The 24,260-nt window shown below is 36.8% G+C and carries 19 protein-coding genes; 9 read left to right on the forward strand and 10 right to left on the reverse strand.

The window, feature by feature from the left end:
* The first annotated feature begins 62 nt into the window (after positions 1 to 62).
* Positions 63 to 1,508 carry a M48 family metalloprotease gene (locus V5290_RS05260; protein ID WP_333382580.1) on the forward strand — a complete coding sequence of 482 codons (1,446 nt, stop codon included), beginning with the start codon at positions 63 to 65 and terminating at the stop codon, positions 1,506 to 1,508.
* Positions 1,509 to 1,751: 243 nt separating this feature from the next.
* On the opposite strand, the gene V5290_RS05265 is transcribed toward V5290_RS05260, so the two are convergent.
* Entirely contained in the window at positions 1,752 to 2,384 is a 633-nt protein-coding gene (locus V5290_RS05265; protein ID WP_333382582.1) for a GNAT family N-acetyltransferase, read from the reverse strand.
* Positions 2,385 to 2,661: 277 nt separating this feature from the next.
* Between V5290_RS05265 and V5290_RS05270 the strand changes: the two genes are divergently transcribed.
* Both V5290_RS05270 and V5290_RS05275 read left to right on the forward strand, forming a co-directional pair.
* Positions 2,662 to 3,282 carry a LysE family translocator gene (locus V5290_RS05270; RefSeq protein WP_333382583.1) on the forward strand — a complete coding sequence of 207 codons (621 nt, stop codon included), beginning with the start codon at positions 2,662 to 2,664 and terminating at the stop codon, positions 3,280 to 3,282.
* An 18-nt stretch (positions 3,283 to 3,300) separates the two neighbouring features.
* Positions 3,301 to 4,932, forward strand: a complete 1,632-nt coding sequence (locus V5290_RS05275; protein ID WP_333382585.1) for an FMN-binding glutamate synthase family protein — start codon at positions 3,301 to 3,303, stop codon at positions 4,930 to 4,932.
* 108 nt (positions 4,933 to 5,040) lie between these two features.
* On the opposite strand, the gene V5290_RS05280 is transcribed toward V5290_RS05275, so the two are convergent.
* From V5290_RS05280 to trmJ, 8 genes are all read right to left on the reverse strand, one after another.
* Entirely contained in the window at positions 5,041 to 5,883 is an 843-nt protein-coding gene (locus V5290_RS05280) for a CvfB family protein (protein ID WP_333382587.1), read from the reverse strand.
* Positions 5,884 to 5,920: 37 nt separating this feature from the next.
* Complete coding sequence (locus tag V5290_RS05285) at positions 5,921 to 6,361, reverse strand: hotdog fold thioesterase (protein ID WP_333382589.1); 441 nt, start codon at positions 6,359 to 6,361, stop codon at positions 5,921 to 5,923.
* Positions 6,362 to 6,384: 23 nt separating this feature from the next.
* Entirely contained in the window at positions 6,385 to 9,429 is a 3,045-nt protein-coding gene (ydiJ, locus tag V5290_RS05290) for a D-2-hydroxyglutarate dehydrogenase YdiJ (RefSeq protein WP_333382591.1), read from the reverse strand.
* 297 nt (positions 9,430 to 9,726) lie between these two features.
* Positions 9,727 to 10,155, reverse strand: a complete 429-nt coding sequence (locus V5290_RS05295) for a hypothetical protein (protein ID WP_333382592.1) — start codon at positions 10,153 to 10,155, stop codon at positions 9,727 to 9,729.
* A 365-nt stretch (positions 10,156 to 10,520) separates the two neighbouring features.
* A complete protein-coding gene (pepB, locus tag V5290_RS05300; protein WP_333382594.1) occupies positions 10,521 to 11,816 on the reverse strand; it encodes an aminopeptidase PepB in 1,296 nt (431 codons plus the stop codon).
* A 262-nt stretch (positions 11,817 to 12,078) separates the two neighbouring features.
* Positions 12,079 to 13,272, reverse strand: a complete 1,194-nt coding sequence (locus V5290_RS05305; RefSeq protein WP_333382596.1) for an IscS subfamily cysteine desulfurase — start codon at positions 13,270 to 13,272, stop codon at positions 12,079 to 12,081.
* Between the two features lie 30 nt (positions 13,273 to 13,302).
* Positions 13,303 to 13,779: a Fe-S cluster assembly transcriptional regulator IscR gene (gene iscR / locus V5290_RS05310; protein ID WP_333382598.1), complete on the reverse strand. Its 477-nt coding sequence runs from the start codon at positions 13,777 to 13,779 to the stop codon at positions 13,303 to 13,305.
* Between the two features lie 121 nt (positions 13,780 to 13,900).
* Positions 13,901 to 14,659, reverse strand: coding sequence for a tRNA (cytosine(32)/uridine(32)-2'-O)-methyltransferase TrmJ (gene trmJ / locus V5290_RS05315; protein ID WP_290038678.1), 759 nt, complete (start codon positions 14,657 to 14,659; stop codon positions 13,901 to 13,903).
* A 213-nt stretch (positions 14,660 to 14,872) separates the two neighbouring features.
* Here trmJ and suhB point away from each other — a divergent pair, with 213 nt between their 5' ends.
* The 5 genes from suhB to V5290_RS05340 all read left to right on the forward strand — a co-directional run bounded on the left by suhB (position 14,873) and on the right by V5290_RS05340 (position 20,295).
* Entirely contained in the window at positions 14,873 to 15,661 is a 789-nt protein-coding gene (suhB, locus tag V5290_RS05320; protein ID WP_333382601.1) for an inositol-1-monophosphatase, read from the forward strand.
* Positions 15,662 to 15,995: 334 nt separating this feature from the next.
* A complete protein-coding gene (locus tag V5290_RS05325; RefSeq protein ID WP_333382603.1) occupies positions 15,996 to 17,528 on the forward strand; it encodes a YbhB/YbcL family Raf kinase inhibitor-like protein in 1,533 nt (510 codons plus the stop codon).
* A gap of 74 nt (positions 17,529 to 17,602) precedes the next feature.
* On the forward strand, positions 17,603 to 18,091 hold the full coding sequence (locus tag V5290_RS05330) for a hypothetical protein (RefSeq protein WP_333382604.1): 489 nt from the start codon (positions 17,603 to 17,605) through the stop codon (positions 18,089 to 18,091).
* A gap of 108 nt (positions 18,092 to 18,199) precedes the next feature.
* Complete coding sequence (locus tag V5290_RS05335; RefSeq protein ID WP_333382606.1) at positions 18,200 to 19,609, forward strand: ATP-binding protein; 1,410 nt, start codon at positions 18,200 to 18,202, stop codon at positions 19,607 to 19,609.
* A gap of 5 nt (positions 19,610 to 19,614) precedes the next feature.
* Positions 19,615 to 20,295, forward strand: a complete 681-nt coding sequence (locus V5290_RS05340; protein WP_333382608.1) for a response regulator — start codon at positions 19,615 to 19,617, stop codon at positions 20,293 to 20,295.
* A 68-nt stretch (positions 20,296 to 20,363) separates the two neighbouring features.
* Here the strand turns inward: V5290_RS05340 and V5290_RS05345 are convergent, their stop codons facing one another.
* Positions 20,364 to 21,371, reverse strand: coding sequence for an endonuclease/exonuclease/phosphatase family protein (locus tag V5290_RS05345; protein WP_333382676.1), 1,008 nt, complete (start codon positions 21,369 to 21,371; stop codon positions 20,364 to 20,366).
* 267 nt (positions 21,372 to 21,638) lie between these two features.
* On the opposite strand from V5290_RS05345, the gene V5290_RS05350 reads away from it, so the two are divergent.
* Positions 21,639 to 24,005 (forward strand): AsmA family protein, encoded by a 2,367-nt coding sequence (locus V5290_RS05350; protein ID WP_333382610.1) that lies wholly within the window; start codon positions 21,639 to 21,641, stop codon positions 24,003 to 24,005.
* Positions 24,006 to 24,260 lie beyond the last annotated feature (255 nt).

Consider the following 24,260-nt stretch of genomic DNA (forward strand, 5'->3'; position numbering starts at 1 on the left):
ATTAACAGTATAAATAAATCAATACCTAAACAGATTGTTGCCTAATTTAAACCGGAGCATATATGCTTTACAAATTAAAAAAATTAACAGCATGTTTCTTATTATCAACCATCTCCTGCACTAGCTTTGCCAATGATGACTTGCCGGAGATCGGCACTGCAGGAGCTGGAGTTTTAACCATTGCAAAAGAAAAACAATATGGCTGGGCATTTAAAATGCTTGCTCAACAATCATTACCGATTGTTCGTGATCCAGTATTAAATAATTACCTAACTAGCTTAGGTGAAAATATCGTCAGTCATGCCGATTCTGTGAAACTTCCTTTCGAATTTTTTTTAGTTGAAGATAATGAAATTAATGCAGCTGCTTTTTTAGGCGGAAACATTAAAATTAATACAGGTTTGTTTCTCTATGCTGAAACTGAAAGTGAATTAGCCAGTGTTATTGCACATGAAGTCGCGCATATAACCCAGCGCCATTTGGCTCGTATGCTAGAAAAACAATCTCTTAGTAACACAGCCTCCATGGCTGCATTGGCTGGTTCAGTTTTATTAGCAATTATTGCACCTGCTGCAGGTTTTGCAGCATTAACATCTACTTTTGCAGTCAATATCCAAAACCAGATAAATTATACTCGCTCCAACGAATACGAAGCAGACCGTATCGGTATCCAAACATTAGCTAAAGCAGGCTACAACCCTTATGGAATGGCTGATTTTTTTGGAAAATTAGCAGATAAATATAAATATGCTTCATCGCAACCACAAATGCTGTTAACTCATCCACTACCTGAAACGCGTCTTGCAGAAGCGAGATTACGCGCAAGCCAACTAATCAATAAGCATATTAAAAAGAGCCTTGCTTACCAATTAAGTAAAGCTCGTATTATCGTACGTTTTAACTCCGGTAGTGCAACTTCACTGATTAGTCGGTATAAAAGTGAACTTAGCAATAAAAACTACCAGGTTAAAGCAGCAGCACAATACGGCTTAGCATTAGCATTCTTCAAAAACCAACAATTAGATTTAGCTGAAAAATTAAACAATCAGTTGCTAGATGACGATCCTGATAATCTATTTTACATTGATTTAGCTACAGATATTTCACTATCAACCAATAGAAATGAACAGGCAATCACACGTTTAACCGATTATGAAAAACGATATACCAGCAATGCTGTCAGCACCTTGAATTTAGTCATCGCACTAAAAGAAGATAAGCAATATGCTTTAGCAGATAAAAAGTTATCTTACTTTATTCGTAATCACCCTGATCACGTACTAGCGCACCAAGTTGCTATCGACTTATACAAAGAGATGAAAAATAAAGCGAAAGAGTTTGTAGCTAAAGCTGAATACCTTGCTTTATTAGGCCGGTTTAAAGAAGCTTCTGAACAAATGGGAAGCGCATTAGCATATACTGATAAAAAGTTAGACCAAGCGAGATATAGCGAAAAAATAGAGGAATATAAACGTAGTGATCTTCGCCTAAAAGAGTTACAAGAGTAGAAACTAAAACTGTTAATCTAACAAAGCATCACTTATTTAAATTTATCTAAATAGGTGATGTTAAAAAGCAACTACTAGCGATTATCTTAGATATGTGTTCTAAATTTCACTCTGGAAAAAAACAGTTTAATTCAAGGCGTAATTAGCTGTTCCCTTTTATGAAATTCAAAGCGCGAAAGTGGACTGTTTTCATAAATAAAATAGATAAGCTATTTATTGGAATTAGTCTAATTCCGCTGGTTGTTATATTTTTTTCTCAAAATGCAATTCATCATGCCCTTTGGCCACAAATCCCATTTTCACTAAGTATCTACGATGCATGTGATGATTTGCAGCCGCTTTCAATACTTGCACTCCCCTATTTTTTAAGAATTCTTTATGTGTTTTAAAGTAATAAGTACCTAATTTATAATCACGATACTTAGGTACAACGTAATCTAGAAATATTTCAAATCGCCCTTGTTCATCTAGATTACCAATTAATAACCCAGCAATATTATCATCACGCAACATATAGAAAACACGATTGGCTTGATACAACTCAACTAAAGAAGCTTGTTGAGTTATTTCTTCTTCATTATTTGTTAAGAAGTGACGTAAATACTCAGAATCTATCGAGGTAGAAACAATTTTAAACTCTTCTTTTGTTGAATATATTTTATACAAAAAGTAAACGTTGATTAATGCAATACCAAGGTTCATCACCATGGTTGGCCAAGAACTAATAAAGAAAGCAAAAGCAGCAAATAACAAACAACCGATGAAATTAATCAAACGCAACTTTATAATTGAACTCATTGTCAATGAAATCAACACAACTAATGACGCGGCATAACCAAACCACTCAACCCAATTTGCTAAAATTAACTCATACATACTATTTACTCCAAAAAACATTCACAACAGACCATCAAATATAAAACTATAAGTCACTGCTGGTCGTTTACTTAAAAACCAAAAATACAAATAAACACAACTTTTGATAGAGCTCTCTATTTTGATATAACTTGCCGCTTAACTAACCATTTAGTTAAAACGCCAAAAGATCAGCAACATAAAACAATGATAAAGCTTAATAAACACTATATTTTATCATCAATTTATCACTATAATGAAACTTAATTACTCCTCACTAAACGACACGAGAACTTCTATGGATCACAATCTCCTACTGTTATTTATTCCCACTTTTTTTGCTGTTTCGATCACACCAGGTATGTGTATGACATTAGCCATGACGTTAGGTATGACCATAGGCATTCGTCGTAGTCTTTGGATGATGCTAGGGGAACTCGTTGGCGTTGGGCTAGTCGCATTATCAGCTCTAATTGGAGTAGCAACACTGTTACTCGCTCGCCCTAATTTATTTTTATTATTAAAATATGCAGGTGGTGCTTACTTACTTTATCTCGGTATACAAATGTGGCGCTCTCGTGGAAAAATGGCGATCCCTTCCACTCCTGTCGAGAACACTGCAGTCAAACGCAGTGCGCTAATTAGCCAAGGTTTTATTACAGCGATCGCTAACCCTAAAGGCTGGGCATTTATGATCTCATTATTGCCACCTTTTATAAACCCAGACACCAACCTGTTGCCTCAAGCTACTCAATTAATTGCAGTTATCTTGTGCTTTGAGTTAACCTGTATGCTGTTATATGCGACAGGTGGCAAAACGTTACGCCATCTATTACAGCAACAAAGTAGTGTAAAATTACTAAATAGAATTGCTGGCTCAATGATGATGTTAGTAGCAGTTTGGTTAGTGATCAGTTAATTTTTAACAGGGCTTTCTATGACCATAATGCAAAAAATATTTTGGCTTGTTGCGACAATGGGGAATATTCTTCTCTTGTCACTATCAATTTATTCACCAAGTATCCTCACCATATTATTGTTATTCCTTTGTTTGCTTTATAGTATCGTTGGCTTTTATGACTACTATTACAGCCCCCATACTTTAAACAGACTTTACCCTGTAGTCGCTTACTTAAGGTATTTTTTGGAGTCATATCGAGTTGAAATACAACAATACTTTATTGCCAATAACACCGAAGAAACCCCCTTCAATCGAGAGCAACGCTCGCTAGTTTACCAGCGGTCTAAAAACCAACGTGACACTATTGCTTTTGGTACTCAACGTGATTTAGCAGAAAATAATTACTTAAGCTTATGGCACTCTTTAGCGCCAGTTCACTTAACACAAGATACACAAAAAGTTTTAATTGGTGAACATAACTGTCAGCAACCTTACAGTGCCTCGTATTTAAATATATCAGCGATGAGTTTTGGAGCATTAAGCGCGAATGCCATTGAAGCAATGAACTTAGGGGCAAAAAAAGCAGGCTGCTTCCACAATACAGGTGAAGGGGGTGTTAGCCCGTACCATTTAAAACACGGAGGGGATCTAGTGTGGCAAATTGGCACCGGTTTATTTGGTTGCCGTGATGAGCATGGTCGTTTCGAAGCGGAACGCTTTAAGAAAACAGCCTGTTTAGATAATGTTAAAATGATTGAAATTAAACTATCTCAAGGCGCTAAACCAGGGCATGGCGGTGTATTACCTAAAGCAAAAATTACAGACGAAATTGCAGAAATAAGGCATATCCCTAAAGACCGAGACTGTATATCACCAGCAACTAATCCAGAGTGCGGCACTCCAAAAGAGCTACTATACTTTATTGAACGTTTGCGTGATTTAAGTGGTGGCAAACCGGTAGGTTTTAAACTATGCGTTGGTAACCCCGCTGAGTTTCTAAGCATATGCAAAGCGATGTTAGAAACAGGTATCACTCCAGACTTTATTACTGTCGATGGTGCTGAGGGTGGAACTGGCGCAGCTCCCGTTGAGTTCTCGAATCGTTTAGGACTGATGTGTATAGAAGGCATCAGTATCGTCAACAATGCGTTAAATGGCGTAGGCTTGCGCCATAAAATAAAAATTATTGCGTCGGGTAAAACTGCCTCTAGTTTTGATCTCTTAGCCAAAATTGCAGCGGGAGCTGATTTAGTCAATGCAGCGAGAACCATGATGATGGCTATTGGCTGTATCCAATCAAGGCATTGTAATACCAATCTATGTCCAACCGGCATTGCCACGCAAGATCCAGCGCGTTCAAAGGCGCTTGATGTAAAAGTAAAAAGCGATCGGGTGAAAAACTTTCACAATAATACACTTGCTAGTTTCTTCGAGTTGATTGGCTCTATGGGGTTGGATTCACCCGCTAAATTGACCACTCAAATGATCAAGAAACGCACTATTTGTGGTAGCCAAGTTTCCATGGCTAGTTTTTCAGATCCATTAAATACTAACGATTTGATTGAAAAGGCTGACCTTGGAGAACCATGGCAAGCATGGTGGGAAGCAAGTAGTGCAGAGCAATTTTTTGTTAACGACCTCTTTATATTAAAATTACCAACATCATAAACACTCATAAAAAAGCGCCAATTCACTACTGAATTGGCGCTTTCAATTTGCTACATAATATATCTAGTATCTATGACTTTAGGTATATCAAATACCAACCTGAGTGTACTAACTATTCTTAGTCACTGTAATGCCTTTATCTTCAATAACAATATGCCCTTGTTTGTATAATTGGCCAATTGCTTTTTTAAAGTTACCTTTACTCATTTTTAAAATTTTAGCTATTTTATCCGGGCTGCTTTTATCAGATAGAGGTAGGAAACCATCATGTTGCTTCAAGGTTAATAGGATACGATCAGCTAAACCATCCATTTTGGCATAGCCTGTTTGTGTTAAGCTTAAATCAATCTTACCGTCTTCACGAATACGACGTATGTAACCTTTACACTTCTTACCAATACCTAAGTCACCAAAAACATCATTTTCGAAAATAACGCCCCAATGTTTATGATTAATAATTGCTTTAAAACCAATATCAGTTCGCTCTGCGATTAATAAGTCAACTTTATCTCCAGCTTTGTAAGTCGCTGGTACTTTATCGAGGAATCGATCTAATTTTGACGATGCAAGTAAACGCTCGCTAATATCATCTTGATAGACATAAACCACATAACCAAAACCAGTTTTCATTGCTACTTTTTGTTGGTTAAATGGCACTAATAAATCTTTAGGTAACCCCCAATCTAAAAAGGCACCTGCACGGTTAGTATCAACTACTTTTAATGAAGCAAATTCGCCAGCGACTGCTTTTGCATGTTGCGTTGTTGCGATTAAACGATCTTCTGAATCGTAATACAAAAATACAGAGACACTCTGTCCAATGCGCATTTCGTCTGTGATGTAGCGTTTTGGTAAAAGGATTTCACCATAGTCATAGCCGCCATCTAAGTACAACCCAAAATCTACTTCTTTAACGATTTTAAGGTCGTTATAAGTACCTACTTTAATCATAATTTCTCTTTTTAAATAACCTTCAACAGTGAAGGTCTTATTGTTTTGGTTTATCAATCACCGCCACAGTCAAGCGTGATGTACACACTAACTGTTGGCGCTCATTGCAAATTTCTATCTGCCAAACTTGAGTGCTGTAACCAATATGTACCGCAGTTGCTGTACCTGTTACGACTCCTTTTTTTACGCTGCGAATGTGGTTTGCATTAACTTCTAAACCAACACAAGCTTTATCGTCTTCAACAACCAAATTAGCAGCAACGCTGCCAATGGTTTCAGCAAGTACCACAGATGCACCACCATGCAACACGCCATAAGGTTGCTGAGTGCGATTATCAACAGGCATGGTTGCTTGCAGAAAATTATCGCCAATCGCTGTATATTCAATACCTAATAAAGCAATAATAGTATTTTCGCTAAGCGCATTTAAACGACTTAAATTTGTACTTTTTTTCCAAATATTTGTCGATTTTTTCATATTATTGTTAACCTTTCCTAGGATTACAATAGAGTCAATAGAGCCTGTACTGGATGTTTTAACGTCTCACCTTCAATACGTTTAACCTGGCTACGACAAGAATAACCAGTTGCTAAGCATTGCGCTCTATCATGTTTAGCAATTTCAGCTTCCCAACTTAAACTATAAATAGCTTTAGAATCAGCTAACTTACCAGCATCATGGCCATAAGTTCCAGCCATACCACAACAACCTACAGCTACATTTGATAATGTTCCGCCAAAATGGCTGAAAATAGTAGCCCAATCATTACCCGAGGTTGGCTCCGCGGTTTTTTCAGTACAATGCCCTAATAAATAGAACTGTTTCCCCTGTTCAGCTTTAGTTTGCTCAGGTAATCGCTTGATTAACCATTCTTGAAATAACTGAACATTAAATTCACCACGTTGCTCACCTAAAGCTTGCTTGTACTCATCACGATAACACAACACCATCGCTGGATCTGTACCCACCATAGCAATATCTAACGCAGCCATTTCATTTAAAAAGGCAGCAGAATCCGCAGCCGTTTTTGCAAACTTAGTTAAAAAGCCTTTAATGTGTTGAGGTTTACCATTTGGTTTAAACGGTAATAACACAGGTTTATAACCTAATTTTTTAATGGTTAAAAATAGGTCGCGTACAACATCTGCATCGTAAAAAGTAGTAAATGGGTCTTGAACCACTAACACATATTTTTCACGCTCTTCTGCACTTAATGCCTGTAATTTTGCTAAGTCAAACCCACTAATATCATTGTTGTGCAATGCTGTTTTTAAAGTTGGGGAAGAAAGTTGAGGTATATCTACCATGCCGACTACTTTTTCAGTCAAAGCAGAAGTTACTTTTAAGCCTGTAAAAAAGTTAAAGAAACGTGGCATTTTCCCCATTACTGGCGCGTATTGCTCTACATAAGCAACAAAGTAATCTTTAATCGGACGCAAATAACGATCATGGTATAAGTGTATAAAACGCGATCTAAAGGTCGGTACATCCACTTGAATAGGACATTGACTACTACAAGCTTTACACGCTAAACAGCCTTGCATTGCTTCCATCACTTCATGGGAAAAGTCATATTCACCATCACGTTTTGCTAAGGTATTTTTAAATTTAGTAAAGATACTGGCATTTTTACCTGCATAAAGGTCACTTTCTAATTGCAGGATATCAATATCATTATTCGCCAATTGACGTAACCATTCGCGCATTAAACCAGCACGGCCTTTAGGCGAATGTACACGATCACGCGTGACTTTTACTGACGGACACATCGGCGATTTTGTATCATAGTTAAAGCATAAGCCATTACCATTACAGTCTAAAGCTTGTGCATAACTTTCACGCACTTGAATTGGAATTTGACGATCAAAGGTGCCGCGTTTAACAGCATCAACACTTACTAATGCTTCCGTTGAATCAATTGGCGTACAGATTTTTCCAGGGTTAACACGATTATGAGGGTCAAAGGCAGCTTTAATTTTCCTCAGTTCTGTAAATAGCTCATTGCCAAAGAAGTCTGGTCCATATTCACTACGGAAACCTTTACCATGCTCACCCCACATCAACCCTTTATATTTTGCAGTTAATGCCACTACTTTATCAGAGATTTCACGCATTAACTTTTCTTGTTCAGGTTCGCATAAATCTAAAGCTGGACGAACGTGCAGCACACCTGCATCAACATGGCCGAACATGCCGTAATGAAGCCCTTTATCGTCGAGCAATTGGCGGAATTCAATAATATAATCGGCTAAATTTTCTGGTGGAACACAAGTATCTTCAGCAAAGGCAATTGGCTTAGCTCTAGTATCAGCTTTACCTAACAAACCAACGGCCTTTTTACGCATTCCGTAAATACGATTAATGTCAGCTAAGTCACTGCATATTTGATAACCGATCACACCTGCTTGCTTATTTTCAATAAGACCATCTAGCATCACAATGAGTGCATCGATTTTTTCTTGTTGGATCGCTTCATCTGCTTCAGCAAATTCAACAATATTAATACCATCCAACACTTGCCCAGGAACATCACTAATCAAGTCTTTTACACTATGCCAAACAATATCTTGTTTCGCCAAATTAAGCACAGTTGAATCGACAGTTTCAACAGATAGAGCATTCGCTTTTACTAAAAAAGGAGCATTTTGTAATGCTGACTGAAAACTGTCATATTTAATATTAAACAGCGTTCGATAAGTCGGAATAGGCTGAACGTGTAATGTAGCTTCTGTAATAAAGGCTAACGATCCTTCTGCACCACATAAAATACGTGTTAAATCAACTGTGCCTGTTTCATGGTCATATACATGTTTTAAATCATATCCAGTTAAGAATCGATTAAGCTTAGGGAAAGTATCTTCGATATTTTGCTGTTGCGTTTCACAAGTATCGATCACCTGACGGTAAATAGCCCCAACTGAATCTTGTCGTTCTACTTGTTCAATTAAATCAAGCGCCGTTAATGGTTTGCTTTCTAATACACTTCCGTCGATTAAGACTGACGTTAGAGCTAAAACATGATCACTCGTTTTACCATAAAGAAGCGATCCTTGACCCGACGCATCATTACTAATCATTCCACCGATAGTAGCACGATTACTGGTTGATAAATCAGGAGAAAAGAATAAGCCATGTGGCTTTAAGTATTCATTTAATTGATCTTTAACTACACCCGTTTGAACTCTAACCCACCCTTCTTCAGCATTTATTTCTAATATATTATTCATGTACTTAGATAAATCTAAAACAATATCATTAGTTAACGACTGGCCATTAGTACCAGTACCTCCACCACGAGGAGAGAAACGAATATCCTCAAACTCTGCAGACTGTGCAAGCTGGCAAATAGCCACAATATCTTGCGTAGACTTAGGAAAAATAACTGCTTGAGGGAGGCATTGATAAACACTATTGTCCGTAGCGACTGTCAAACGGCTAGCATAGCTTTTTGCAATCTCACCTGAGTAATCGCTTTCAGATAACGCTTTGATAAACGAAAAGGTATCTTGTTTAATATTTTCTTGGTGGTTTAAATTTGGGATCATGAATAAAACGCTCTAGTCCAGTAATGATATTTTAGAAGATAAAATAGACACTGATAATAGCATAATTTACCAGCGAAAAAGCACTTTAAAAAATCAAAGCAACCGACTCAAAAGTCATTATTTTAATTTATCTATAGTCATTTCTGGTTTAATGAAAGGGTCGCACAACCACGCATCATTTAGTGCTTTCACGTATTTTATCTAAGGGGGCTACATATTAAAGTACATGGGTATTAAAAGTTATGTAAGCTGATTAATCTTATACGTAGATAAGCCTTAACCAGCTCAATTTTACGCTTAAAAAGCGTAATTAGTTAGCTTGTTTTTAGGTGGAAAACTAGGCTCTTCTACTGTAGGAGCTTTCTTGACTGGAGCAGGTTTCACAACCGGAGTTGGAGCTGCAATTACTACCGGTGCTAACTGTTCATAGTTTTTTTCTTTTTCACTCAAACAAGAAAACATCAAAGTCGTTTTTGTATCGTTACCAAACCAGCCTGAATATTCATTTAAGTGTTTCACTTCCATATAACGTTGTTGATCAACGCAATATTCATTTGCCTGAGAAAGAATTGAAGATAGCAACTCATCCTCTTCACTGGAAAAAGTAGAGATCTCTTTGCTAATAATATAGCTATCAGGTCCAGCAGGAATTGGGCCAACAGAAACCGTTGAACATGCACTTAATAATGCAAAACCAGATATAATAATGAGAGTTTTAATAACCATTGCAATTTTCTCTACCTATAAGAGTATAAATCGGGCATATATTGCCTACTAGCGCGTGATTCTACGTTATTTAAAAAAAAATTTCACGTTTTACCATAAGTTCAATAATTTTCACTTTTAATATTTGGGATAGCTATTATAAACGGTAAACAAAACATAGAATTAAGATTAATTTCATTATGCCAATCATAATAAACAGTTAATTTATTTTACTTGTTAAACAGCTCACTTCTTCGCTGTAAAATTTAAATAGGAAGCAACATTAAAAGCGATCTTCATGTAGCCCATAAAAAAACCAACATTAATAAGGTTAATGTTGGTTTTAAGGTCTGAATAATAAAAGTTGTTCTTAAATAAAGCTGCAGCTATTTAAGTAAAATATCACTGATTGTTTGAATACCGTGCCCTTTACCGCCGGTAGCCCACAGCCCATTCCCAGATAACTGGTAACTACCTGACAAGTCAAAGTGTAACCAGTTTTGCTCTGGCTGCTTAACAAATTTAGCAAGGAATGCAGCAGCTGTTGATGCCCCAGCCATACTTTCACCACCACTATGGATATTAGCGATATCAGCAAATGATGAGCCAATTTGTTGAAGATGAAAAGCCTCTAAAGGCAAACGCCATAGTTTTTCATTTGTCTCTTTAGCAGACGCTAATGCTGACTCAGCAAATTCATCATCCATACTAAGCACACAGTTATAATCTCGCCCTACTGCAACCTTCGCGGCACCAGTTAGCGTAGCCGCATCGATAATTTGCTTAGCACCATCTTCTTGAGCAGCAATTAAACCATCGGCTAATACTAAGCGACCTTCTGCATCTGTATTTAATACTTCAACTGTGACGCCATTCTTATAAGTAATAACATCACCTAGTTTAAAAGCTTTATCACTGATCATATTTTCGGCACAGCATAGGTATAACTTAACGCGCTTTTGTAAACCATTAGCAATCGCTAACGCTAATGCGCCAGTTACAGTCGCGGCTCCTCCCATATCACTCTTCATTGCAGCCATTGATGCACTTGGTTTTAAACTATAACCGCCTGAATCGAAGGTGATACCTTTGCCAACTAAAGCAAAATCAATAGCCGCATTTACATCACCCGTTGGGTTATAATCAACTTGTAGCATGCAAGGTGCATTGACACTGCCTTTACCGACGGTATAAATCCCAACAAAACCGTGATCAATTAATGCTTGATCAGTAATTTCACATACAGTTAGATGACGACTATCAGCACAAACCTCAGTTAATAATGTCACTGCTTTTTCACTTAATACTGTTGGTGCAAGTGCATCAGGGCCTAAATTAATAGTTTCTCTTACCCATTCACTAATACGTTTTTTACTGTCTAAGGCGCTAATAGCTTCCTCATCAAGTTCTGGAAACAATACTTTTGCACCACTTTTAGCGTTGTAAAAGCCTTGGCTAAATGCCCAACATAGATCAGAATTCCACTGTTCACCCACTAATTGGATACTAGGCAGTGACATTCCATCTAGTTTACGTGCTGCGCTTTGCACCTGAGATAAAACATCGCTCTGATAATTAATATGAATAGTAGCTTGTTGTTGATCAAAAGATAATAAAGCATTCTCTCCCCAAACAGGGCTGGCTTTTTGATCCGAAAGAGTAACTAAAAATGACTGGCTCATAATATTCCTAGATTGAAAATGAATTGTTCTTATATTAACTGCGTCATTAGTTTTTTAGCAAAGAAAATTATATTAAATTAATTCTGCTATAAGTTTTAAAGAGAAAGGAGGAAGAATCGAGGGGCATAGTATTTAGGGGCATAAGCTTAATAAGTAAGGCAGAAGAAAGTTTACTAAGTTAGCCTTATGACAAAAGAGGCTAACTTAGTAAATAAATATAACGAAACTTTTTAACGCATTAGTAGATTGAATAGTTAAGTCTCTATTGGGCGACCATACTTTCTTTAAACATATTCCATACAGGAGACATTTCACGTAATCGACCAATATTTTCACGAATAACTTTAATCGCGTAATCAATCTCTTCTTCTGTAGTAAAACGACCAATACTAAAGCGAATCGAACTATGCGCTAACTCATCTTCTCGTCCAATTGCACGTAATACGTAAGAAGACTCAAGACTTGCAGAAGTACATGCACTGCCCGATGAAACTGCTAAGTCTTTTAACGCCATCACCAAGGATTCACCTTCAACATAGTTAAAGCTTATATTCAGATTACCCGCAATACGGTTATCTAACGAACCATTGATGTAGATTTCTTGCATATCCTTAACACCATCCAATAAACGCTTACGTAACGTAAGAATACGTTTATTTTCACTTTCCATATCTTGCTTAGCAATACGAAAAGCTTCTCCCATCGCCACAATTTGATGAGTTGGTAATGTCCCACTACGCATACCACGTTCATGACCACCACCATGCATTTGAGCCTCTAAACGAATACGCGGTTTACGACTAACGTAAAGAGCACCAATACCTTTAGGCCCATAGGCTTTATGTGCAGAGAAAGATATCAGGTCTATCTTCATGCTTTGAACATCAATCTCAACTTTACCAGCGCTTTGCGCAGCATCAACATGTAAAACAGTCTCATTAGCACGACATAACTCACCAAATGCAGCAATATCTTGTACAACACCAATTTCATTATTCACATGCATTAAACTAACTAGAATAGTATCTTCACGCAAAGCTGCTTGTAACTGCTCTGGGCTAATAATGCCATCTTTCTGTGGGGCTAAGTAAGTGACTTCAAAGCCTTCATGTTCTAATTGACGACAAGTATCTAAAACAGCTTTATGCTCGGTTTTAGCAGTAATGATATGTTTACCTTTACTCTGATAAAAGTGTGCCGCACCTTTAATCGCTAGATTATCAGATTCCGTTGCACCAGAAGTAAATACGATTTCACGAGAGTCTGCATTAATTAACTCCGCAATTTGTTCGCGAGCAATATCTACCGCTTCTTCGGCTTGCCAGCCAAAACGATGTGAGCGAGAGGCTGGATTACCAAAGTCGCCATCCATTGATAGATATTTAACCATTATTTCAACAACACGAGGATCGACAGGTGTTGTTGCTGCATAATCGAGGTAAATTGGTAATTTCATTTTCTCTCCACCGCTGTTACTAAGAAATTGTTATTTAGAAATAATGTTCAGCAGTTCGCTATTAGTAAACTTAATATTTTGTTGTTCAGATACATTCTGTACATGTTCGCTGGCCATTAACTCTTCCAATGTAATACCATCTAAAAAAGAGCTAATTCTAGTACTTAGTTGTTCCCATAAAGAATGAGTTAAACACTCAACACCATCGTCTTGGCAACCACCTTTTCCAGCACATTTACGCACATCAACATTTTCATTAACGGCATCAATGATCATTGATACCGATATTTCAGACTTACTTTTACCCAATTTATATCCGCCGCCAGGGCCTCTGACACTGCTGACTAATTGTTGTTGTCTGAGTTTAGAAAATAATTGTTCTAAATAAGAAAGCGATATTCCTTGGCGCTCTGAAATTTCAGCAAGTGGTACAGGGCCTGTATGCTCTTTTATTGCAACGTCTAACATTGCAGTGACCGCATAACGGCCTTTTGAAGTTAATTTCATAATAGAATTCGCTATAACAAGAGTTTATAAAACTAATATACGTTTGATTAGTGATTTGACACTCTCAGTATAAATACCCGACAATTTTAGTCAAGTAAGAAACCCTACACTTTGGTTGGTTTTATTTTTTGCTGTCATTTTTGTTATTTCTTGGGTTTTCTTCAAGACTTTCAACCGACTTCTGCATACTACTAAAAATACCTCGTAGCATTTTCAACTCGTTGATTTCAGGCCTTGCACGGTTGAATAAACGACGCAGTTTATCCATCACTAATCCTGGATGAGCAGGCACAATAAAACCTATTTGAAATAATGTTTTTTGTAGGTGTTCTAACATACCTTCAAACTCTGCTGCTCTTGGGTACTCTTCAACTACTTCAGGAAAAGACTCAGATGCTAAATAAGCCATGCGTACTTCATAGCTTAATGTTTGTACTGCCATTGCAAGGTTTAATGAGCTGTAGTCTGGATTTGCAGGAATAAACACATGGAAATGACACTTTTGTAGTTCATCATTAGTTAAACCACTGTTTTCACGACCAAATACTAATGCTACTTTATGTTTCTTTCCTTCAGAAGCCGCTTTTTCACCCATCTCTCTTGGATCTAACATAGGCCAGTTAAGCGTTCTAGGGCGAGCACTTGCTCCAACCACTAGGCCACAATCAGCAATACCTTCATCGAGTGTTTTATATACTTTATGATTTTTAAGCACATCGCTTGCACCAGCAGAAAGTGCTACTGATTTACCGTCTACTTCACATTCAGGATCAATCAACACCAAATCCGTTAATCCCATTGTTTTCATTGCTCTAGCAGCACTGCCAATGTTACCTGGATGAGAGGTACCAATTAATATAATACGCACATTGTCTAGCATTGTTTTTCCTTCATGTTTCAGTGTTTTTTTGAGCGCAAAGTTTAGCACTATTCAATTAACAACAAAACACTGACGAGCCCCATTTTAGATTTATTCACCTTTAATTAGGCTATATTTTGAACAATTAAAATATTGCACAATAGTGTGACCTGTGTATAATTCGCGGCCGAAGGAATTTCCCTTCATGTTCTTTTAAAATCTAATGGTGATCCAATGCATCCAATGTTAAATATTGCGATTCGTGCTGCGCGTAATGCGGGTAAAGTAATTGTTAAAGGTTATGAAAATTTAGAGTCAGTTGAAGTGGAAGAAAAATCGCTTAATGACTATGTAAGCAGCGTAGATAAAGAAGCTGAATTAGCAATTATTGGTACGTTACGTAAATCTTACCCAGACCACAGCTTTGTTGCTGAAGAGTCAGGTATTGATAACGGTAAAGATACAGATCACCAATGGATTATCGACCCACTAGATGGGACAACAAACTTCATTCGCGGCATACCTCACTTCGCCGTATCAATTGCATTAAAAATTAAAGGCCGTACTGAAGTCGGTATCGTATTCGATCCTATCCGCAATGAATTATTCTCTGCTGTTCGTGGTCAAAGCGCTCAAATCAATGGTTACCGTACTCGTACAAGTTCAGTGCCTAAACTAACTGGTACATTATTAGCGACTGGTTTCCCGTTTAAGCAAAAATACAATCTTGAAACGTACTTAAATATCTTCCAAGATTTCTTTAACGATGTCGCTGATATGCGTCGTGGCGGTAGTGCGGCACTTGACCTAGCTTATGTTGCAGCTGGTCGTATGGATGGTTTCTGGGAATTTGGTTTAAAACCTTGGGATATCGCAGCTGGCGAACTATTATTAAAAGAATCAGGTGCAATGATGACTGATTTTAGCGGTGGTAATGATTACTTCAAATCTGGTGACGTTGTTGCAGCTAACCCGAAATTATTGAAAGAGATGTTAACTGTTATTCGTAAACATAACGCTTAATTGAATCTCACTACATAGTAAAAACCATTAGATGTTAGCCAGAACTGTTGTTCTGGCTTTTTTTTAGCTATTTATTATCCACTACATAATTGCCCTACATTTCCTCGCTATACTGCTAATACTTGTCCTTGACTAGGACCTTCTATTTTACACCAATCACACTAAGTAACTGATCTATTTTACTTGTTAAAATAACTTATTTCTTCGTTGTAACTTTCGCAAATAGAACAACTATTTAACTTAAGTTACGCCTTAAACTAAGTCATTTTTCCTGCGCAAAATTTAGATCACTTATTTAATGCAATTGGTATTAGACATTATCGGATCTTAACCTATGAATAATATTTGGATTTGCGTAACAGCGTTGCTTTGCCGTGTATTGCTCAGTGCCTGTGATGATACAGCAATGCAACAGTCAAACTTCACCATCAGTAGCTCGATAATGAAAGATGGTGGCCCTCTTCCTAAAACCTACACCTGCGATGGAGATAGCATAAACCCACCAATTAGCTGGCAAGGCGCTCCAGAAGGGACACAGTCTTACGCCATTATTATGCATCATAATGCACCTGATGGAATTCATTGGTACTTAACCTTATATAATCTAGCCGCTAATATTACCCATTTAGATAATGACTTTTCCTTAAATAAAGAGCAAGGACAACAAGGCACTAATAGCATTAATCAGAAAAAACAATATGCTCCACCTTGTTCAAAAGGGCCAGGAGAAAAGGCCTATACCTTTACCGTTTATGCATTATCAGAGCAAGTGACGTTAAATGATAATACACAAGTTGATAGCGCTGTTTTATTGGATGCCATCAAAGAGATCACGCTTGCATCCGCTGAAATGACAGTCACATACCAACGTAATCAAACTGAGCAACAGAATCCCCCTAAACCAACAGTAAAAACAGTACCTGCAGCTACACAAGTAAAAAAAATTGATGCACAAAGATGCCAAGCTATTGAGAATTCAATTAAAGAAGCAGGATTTTCGAGCAGTGTTACAGTAACTTGTGATCAAGAGTATGCCTATGTGGCTTCATCAACTTATCCAGATCATCAAATGATGACTGGTATTACTGGTACGAATGAACAAGTTCCAGTCCCTGCTTTAAATTATGCAGCCCCTATTAAGTTACAACCTAAGAAAGCAACTAAGATAACGACTATAGATGCGGCGGTAGGTGTTGCTGTTAATGGTGTACCAATTTATGACTATTCATCTCAAGGGGAGCTATCCGTTGAAGAGTATGATCCAGCCCACGATACATTTACGCTGGGACAGTTAGATATTTGTGGCGGTCACTCAGGAAGAGGAGATGATTACCACTATCATGTTTCCCCAACTTGTATGATAGACACGATGAAAAACCAAGGTAGCGATGCCATTATTGGTTGGGGATATGATGGCTATCCTTTATACGGTAATGACAACCCTGATGGCACCACTATTACTGAAGGCAGTTTAGATGTGTGTAATGGTCAAGCAGATCCAGAATTTGGATACCGTTATCACACCTCTACTAAGCCACCCTATATTATCCAATGTCTAGTCGGTGAAGTCGATACGAGTCAATTACCAAGAGTTGCACCGTTAAGCGGTGACACACAAGGAATAAGAGCAGATCTTAAACCACCTGTAGGTGGTGTTAGCGACCTTCAATACATTACCGAAGAAGATGGAAGCCGTAGAATGCAATATACCTATCAAAGGGAAAACTATTTCACAACATACAGAGTAAATGAACAAAACGAGCAATGTTACGATTTTGAGCAAAAAACCATTAGCAATGGTGGCAAAATAGAACAAGGTACTTTTTGTAGAGAAACTCAACCTAGTGAAGCAAAAGTTAATCATTAATAAGACTCTCAATTAGACGGCTAACTACCGCCGTCTAATTGACCTGAACGAGATACATTAAAATGCACTACAAAATGAAATCAATACTGTACACATGTTTATTATTAATGGCCTGTTTTAACAGTTCAATTAGCGCACACACATTAAAGGAAAGTACCGCACAGGTTATTTTACGCGATGGGCAAGTGAGCATAAAAATTATAACCCAAGAAGACCACTTATTAATTGCTATGCAAAATGATCTTGCTTGGTTAATGGGTGATCTACAGGAAGTAATGCCTGATAACTTAACCACCAGCGAGCAACAGGATTTTATCGAGAATACACTTCAGCAATCAACTAATTTAGAAGTAAACAACCAACCGATAAAAATACAAACAGCTAATATAATGACACAAGAAAAAGGACAAATAGAAATATTACTACAAGCTAAACATACTTTTAAAACAGTCTCCACTGTCTCAGTCTCTTTTTCCAAAACATTGGGGTTAGTACATACCAGCTTTGTGAAGCCACAATATGTACTGCTTAAGGCAGGAAAAACCGCAACTGCTAAGTTTTAAGCTTTGATATAAAAAAGTAAACAATGGAAAAATTACTTGAAGAACATCAATATACAATACTGTTTGATATAATCTAAAGTAACTTGCTTCGATTACACTAGAGTCACTGTGAAATTAAAACATAAATTTTTTCTTGCATTTTTTATTACTAACATCACCTTAGTTGGAATGATGCTGGTATTTATTTACCTTAATTTCACTACTGAATTTAATCACTTTGTTGAAAAACAAGAGCGGAAGCATTTCATAAAAGTAAAACAACAACTCACCCAATTTTATACAAAAGCAAATAGTTGGGATACGATCACTTATAACACTCAACTATGGCGATCTATTGTTGAGCCTGAGCAGCAAAACAATGAACAGAACGCCTCGTTAAAAAATCCGCCTCCTTCTTTATTATGGTTTGAACTACCTGGTAATTTATTACAAACAGGGCGACGGATTAGTTTATATAATCAGCAAAAACAAGTGATCGTAGGTCGCGAAAAAATTAACGAAAATCCATTAATCGAACCAATTTTACTCAATAACAATGTTATTGGCTGGATTGGCTTAGTGCCTTCTAAACTTGCAGCAAATAGTCCTGCTAAAGCTTTTTTAAATGCCCAACTACATAATTACATCATCATTACATTATTGGTCATTGTATTAGCTTTTATCATGGCGATTGTCCTCTCTAAACATTTAATTAGACCCATTCAGCAAATCGTTTTAGCCACTGATGAACTTAATAAAGGTAATTTTACTAATAGGATAACTCCCCTCTCACAAGATGAATTAGGCACTTTATCTAACAACTTCAATAAGCTGGCTAATACATTACAAGACAACCAACAAATGCGCTTTCAGTGGATGTCTGATACTTCGCATGAATTAAGAACGCCTTTAACTGTATTACGTTCCCATTTAATTGCAGTACAAGATGGCGTGTTTGTCGCCGATACAAAACGCATCAACTTATTAATTGACCAAGTAAGTAATTTAAATCTACTTGTCGATGATCTATCTCAACTTGCTCACAGTGATACTGCCAGCTTACATTATCAATTTAAAACATTGAACATTGCTTCACTTTTACAACATACTTTAGATAGTTATAGTGCTCGATTTACACAGTGCCAACTCTATGTCGCTCCCTTAGAGCTAGATAATTCAGTTAACTATCAAGTTTATGGAGATCGAGAGCGACTACAACAACTGTTTATTAATTTGTTAGAAAACACTTGTCGTTACACAGAACAACCTGGTCAGCTCCAAATCAATCTAGAACTAGTTAAACAAGATCTCAAACTAACTTTCTCGGATTCAGCACCTGGAGTTAATAAACAAGATCAAAAGCAATTATTTGACCGTTTCTATCGTGTTGAGAAATCACGTAGTCGCGAATATGGAGGAACTGGGCTCGGTCTTGCACTCTGTAAACAAATAACAGAAGCACATAAAGGGGATATTTCATTACAAGGTTCACCTTTAGGTGGCTTACAAGTAACATTAACAATGCCACAAATAGGCTAATTAATATGACTAAAAAAACTATTTTGATTGTTGAAGATGAAGAAAATATCGCAGAAGTGTTAATAGCTTATAGTCGTCAACAGGGATATCACACAGAGCATCTCGTTAACGGGGCGCACGTGCTTGAACATATTAAACAGAGTAAAGTAGATTTAATATTATTAGACCTGATGTTGCCAGAAGTAGATGGATTAAGCTTATGTAAACAGATTAGAGAATTCTCTAACTTGCCTGTTATTATGGTAACCGCAAAACAACAAGAGCAAGACAGGTTAATTGGCTTAGAAAGTGGCGCTGATGATTACATTGTCAAACCCTTCAGCCCTAAAGAAGTAATGGCTAGGATTAAAGCCGTGTTACGCAGGACTAACCAACCTAATTTACATACAATTAATCATAATGGATTTCAATTGCATGTTGATGGCTACACTGCATTATTAGAGCAACAAAATATAGATTTTACTGCCGTAGAATTCAAAGTATTTCTACTTTTTATAACGCATATAGGTAGAGTTTTTACCCGTGAAGATATTATTCAACATATCTATCAAGATGCAGCACTAGAAGTATCTGACCGTAATATTGATACGCATATAAAAAATATCCGTAAGAAAATTAATGCGATTAAAAACGGTTATAATCCAATCGCATCAGTTTATGGTGTCGGGTATAAATTTAATGGTTAAGCTTACTTTTGAGTAACAACCAAAAAACCTCATACATTTTTGTATAACCTTTTCATGTTGTCTGATTATTATTGTCTTAGTGTCAAACAAATACTAACGACTGCATGATCGGTACTTTCCCCATCAATTTCAAAACTTGGGTTAATCAAGTGCTTATCAGTATTTATATAATCAGTGACAGCAAAGAAGTTAGATTGCGCCTTTGTATCAAACTCACTGGATAAGAGAATATAATCGAGTACCGAACTACTTTGTCCAAAGTAGTGTGTCGCACCTCTTGTTAAGACCTGATCTGAAATTAATGCTTGATTACTTTGATATAAATCCCAAGCATCACGTAGTGCATAAAATTGCATTAACTGTTGTTGCTGTTGATCATTATTAAATAATAAATTAGATGTGGTTAAGTGCGCTAAAATACCGTCTTGTAATGGGTTATTAAAATCTCCCATCAAGATCATCGCATTACCTGTTTTAGCCCGTCGTTCAACCATATGCATCATCAATAGAGTAGCTTCACTCCCTCGTTGAATGGAAGAAGCCCACCCACCTGCTACTTGTGCTTTGAACTGCTCAATCACTCTTCCTTCCAATGAAGTAAGGGGATCCAACTCAGCCTGCCAAGCAGCGCGCTTTGATTTAAAATGAACCACATAGCAGTCACATAAACCTAAATGAGGTAACTTGACCGTCGCCCTCACCACTTGTCGACTAAAATTAAATTCAGCGGTTAAGCCTAACTGTATTGCTAACTCAGTATCTACTGGCACAGATGAAACAGCCACAATAGGAAATTTACTTGCTAAAGCAACAACAGGATCTCGGTAAATAAAATCATCAATAACAGTCGGTTGATCGACTACTGCAAAGTGCTGATAACCTGAATCGGCAACCAAACTTTGCAATGAATCGATACTGAATACTTCTTGAAAGCCAATAATATCGGGCTGATGAGCTTGTAGATAAGTGCTAATCCAACGTTGCTTTTTCTGCCATTGCTCAGCAGAGTAAATGCGGTCAAAATCATAAAAAGCGTCGGGTGGAGCAAGGTAATTAAAAAGATTAAAAGTCGCCACTTTCAACTGGGTTTGTTTGATGAGATCAACATTGTTTAGTTCAGAGATGATATTAATTGTCGTCAGTCCTCATTATTCTAGATAAGCCCTCTTAATAATCAGAATAATAACATAATTAACTCCCCTTCATTACCTAGACTTCAATCAACCTACAACTATCAAAATCACTTAGAATAAATAACAGTTTAAAACAAAATAGTGATCATGAACCCTTAAGCTATTACACTGTCTATTACCAATAAATCTTTTCTTTATAAGGACATGTTAATGAAATTGTTTCTAAAACTCGCATTAGCCGTACTACTTTTATTAGTTGCAGCCGTCGTAATCGTCGTTGCAACCGTTGACCCAAATGATTACAAACAACAAATTCAAGACCAAGCTAAAAATGCTATCGATCGAGACTTAGTAATTACTGGTGATTTAGGTTGGAGCTTATATCCACTATTAGGATTCAAAAGTGGACAAGTAACTTTACAAAACAGTCCTGAGTTTGAAGAAAAAACATTATTAAACATACAAGAAGCAGCCGTATCGATTAATATTTTACCTTTATTCTCTGGAAACATAGAAATTGGAGAGATTGTACTTGATGGTGTTGAATTCAATTTAATTACCAATAAAGATGGCACCACAAATCTTGATGATCTCACAGCAGATGCTGAACAAGAAACAGCAACAGACGCAGCAACTCCAGAAACAGAAGAGACAACTGAAGAAGAATCTAATTCATTAGATCTATCAAAATTCGTTTTGTCGGGCATCAATATTACCAATGCGACTTTGAAAATGATCGACCATCAAACCAATGAAACTCAAGAAGTTGCTATTAATAGCCTTCAACTTGAAGAGTTTGCATTTGGGCAAGTGGCACATTTTAGCTTAAATAGCTCAATTAAAAATAACCAAGTAGAAGCAGATATCGACGTTAATGCTGATATCTTTGTTGATGCTGCATTGACAGCCGTTCAGCTAACTAACTTAACCATTGAAAGTGATGTGCTAAGCGATGCGCTATCGGGCAGTAAGCTCAACACAGTTTTCACTAGTGGCTTAAAATATCAACTAGAAACACAAGAGTTAGATATTCAAGCAATTACTATCAATAATACTTTCACTGGTGACTTCTTAGATGGAACAATTTATATCAATAGTAGTGATATAAATGTTGTTGAGCACAATCAAGTAAATCTAGGTAAATTAATCTTAACAAGTAGTTTAAATGGTTCTGCTTTACAAAATAATCAAGTGAATAGCACATTAGAAACCAATCTTTCGCTAGATATTGCAAAACAGACGGCAAAAATTGATACCTTTAAAGTAAATAATTCTATCAAAGGTGCTGATGTTGAAGGCGAAATGAACTTATCGTTAAAAGAATTAACAGTAACTGACTTCCAAAAAATTCTGATTAAACAATTTACTATAGATAGTGAAGTAGTCGTTGCAGCTATCGGTGAAAATAAAATTAACAGTGATATTTCTACTGATATCAGTTATGACCTAGACCAACAAAAGCTGAGCCTAACATCGCTTAAAACCAAAGTTGATGATATTGAATTAAATGGTGAAGTTAGTTTTACCCAACAAACTGTGCCGGTTATCCGCTACAACTTAAACGGTAATGTTTGGAATCTAAACCCTTATTTACCTGAGTCAACTGAAAGTACTGAGTCAGAAGAAAGTACAACTACAAGCACAGAAGCAAGTGAAGAAGTGGAACCAGACCTAAGCATACTTAATGACCTAGATATTAAAGGCTCGTTAACCATTGCCGGAATCTTATATCAAGATATTACTATCGGAAAAATCACTAATGGTTTAACCGTTAAAAATGGTAAAGCAACTGTTAACCCATTAACTGCAAACCTATATGACGGTTCAGTTAGTGTTAACGCTTCAATAGATGAAGATGGCGGTAAAAATAGTTACCAAGCCACTACTGCACTTAAAAATGTAGCTTTACTGCCTTTATTAAAAGACGCAGCAGAAGTTGATCTATTAAGTGGTACAGCAAACTTTAATTTGACTGCTGATGGTCAAGGGTTAACTAGTACTAAGATTCAGCAGGGGATTAATGCTACAGGTGACTTTAAAGTATTAGACGGTGAACTATACGGCATTAACTTGCCTTATGAGATTCGCGTGTTTAAGGCGAAATTAACAGGCGAAACAATCGAAGAAGATAAGCTAGTTAAGAAAACTGACTTTGCGTCTTTGACCGGTGAATTTACTGTTGATGAAGGTATTGCGAATAATCAGAAACTAACCATGACTTCGCCAGTGATTCGTTTAGACGGTTCTGGTACAGCTGATACGATCAAGCAAACCATTGATTATAAGCTAGGGGTAACACCTTTATCTAAAACAGACGAAAGTACTAGTTATGCAGATTTAAGTGGTGTTTCTATTCCACTCCGTATACAAGGTTCATTTTCTGACCCAAGCTTTAGTTTAGACACTGAAGGTGCTTTAAAAGAACAACTTGAAGCAGCTAAAACAGCGGTTAAAGATCAAGCTAAGGAGACGATAAAGGACGCTGCTAAAGATCTAATTTCAGGAGAGAAAGTCTCTACTGATGATTTGAAAGAAGAAGCAAAAGACTTAAAAGATAAGTTAAAAGGTTTATTTTAAAATATAGCCATTATTAGGATTAAAAGCTTAGTAAGTAGTTAGCTTAATATATTTGCTACTTATCCAATATAAAAATAATAAAATAGCTGACTCAGTAATCACTGATTCAGCTATTTTTTTGCCTAAATTAATGGCATATATGTGAAGATGAGCATCTATATAAGCTTCAAAACGATATCAATGACATTCGATATGTTATCTAAATATTGAGCGGAACAAACAAGTTAATTCAGCATAAATAGATGTAAACGACAG

The organism is Psychromonas arctica, from assembly GCF_036697365.1.
GTDB classification, from domain to species: Bacteria; Pseudomonadota; Gammaproteobacteria; order Enterobacterales; family Psychromonadaceae; genus Psychromonas; species Psychromonas arctica_A.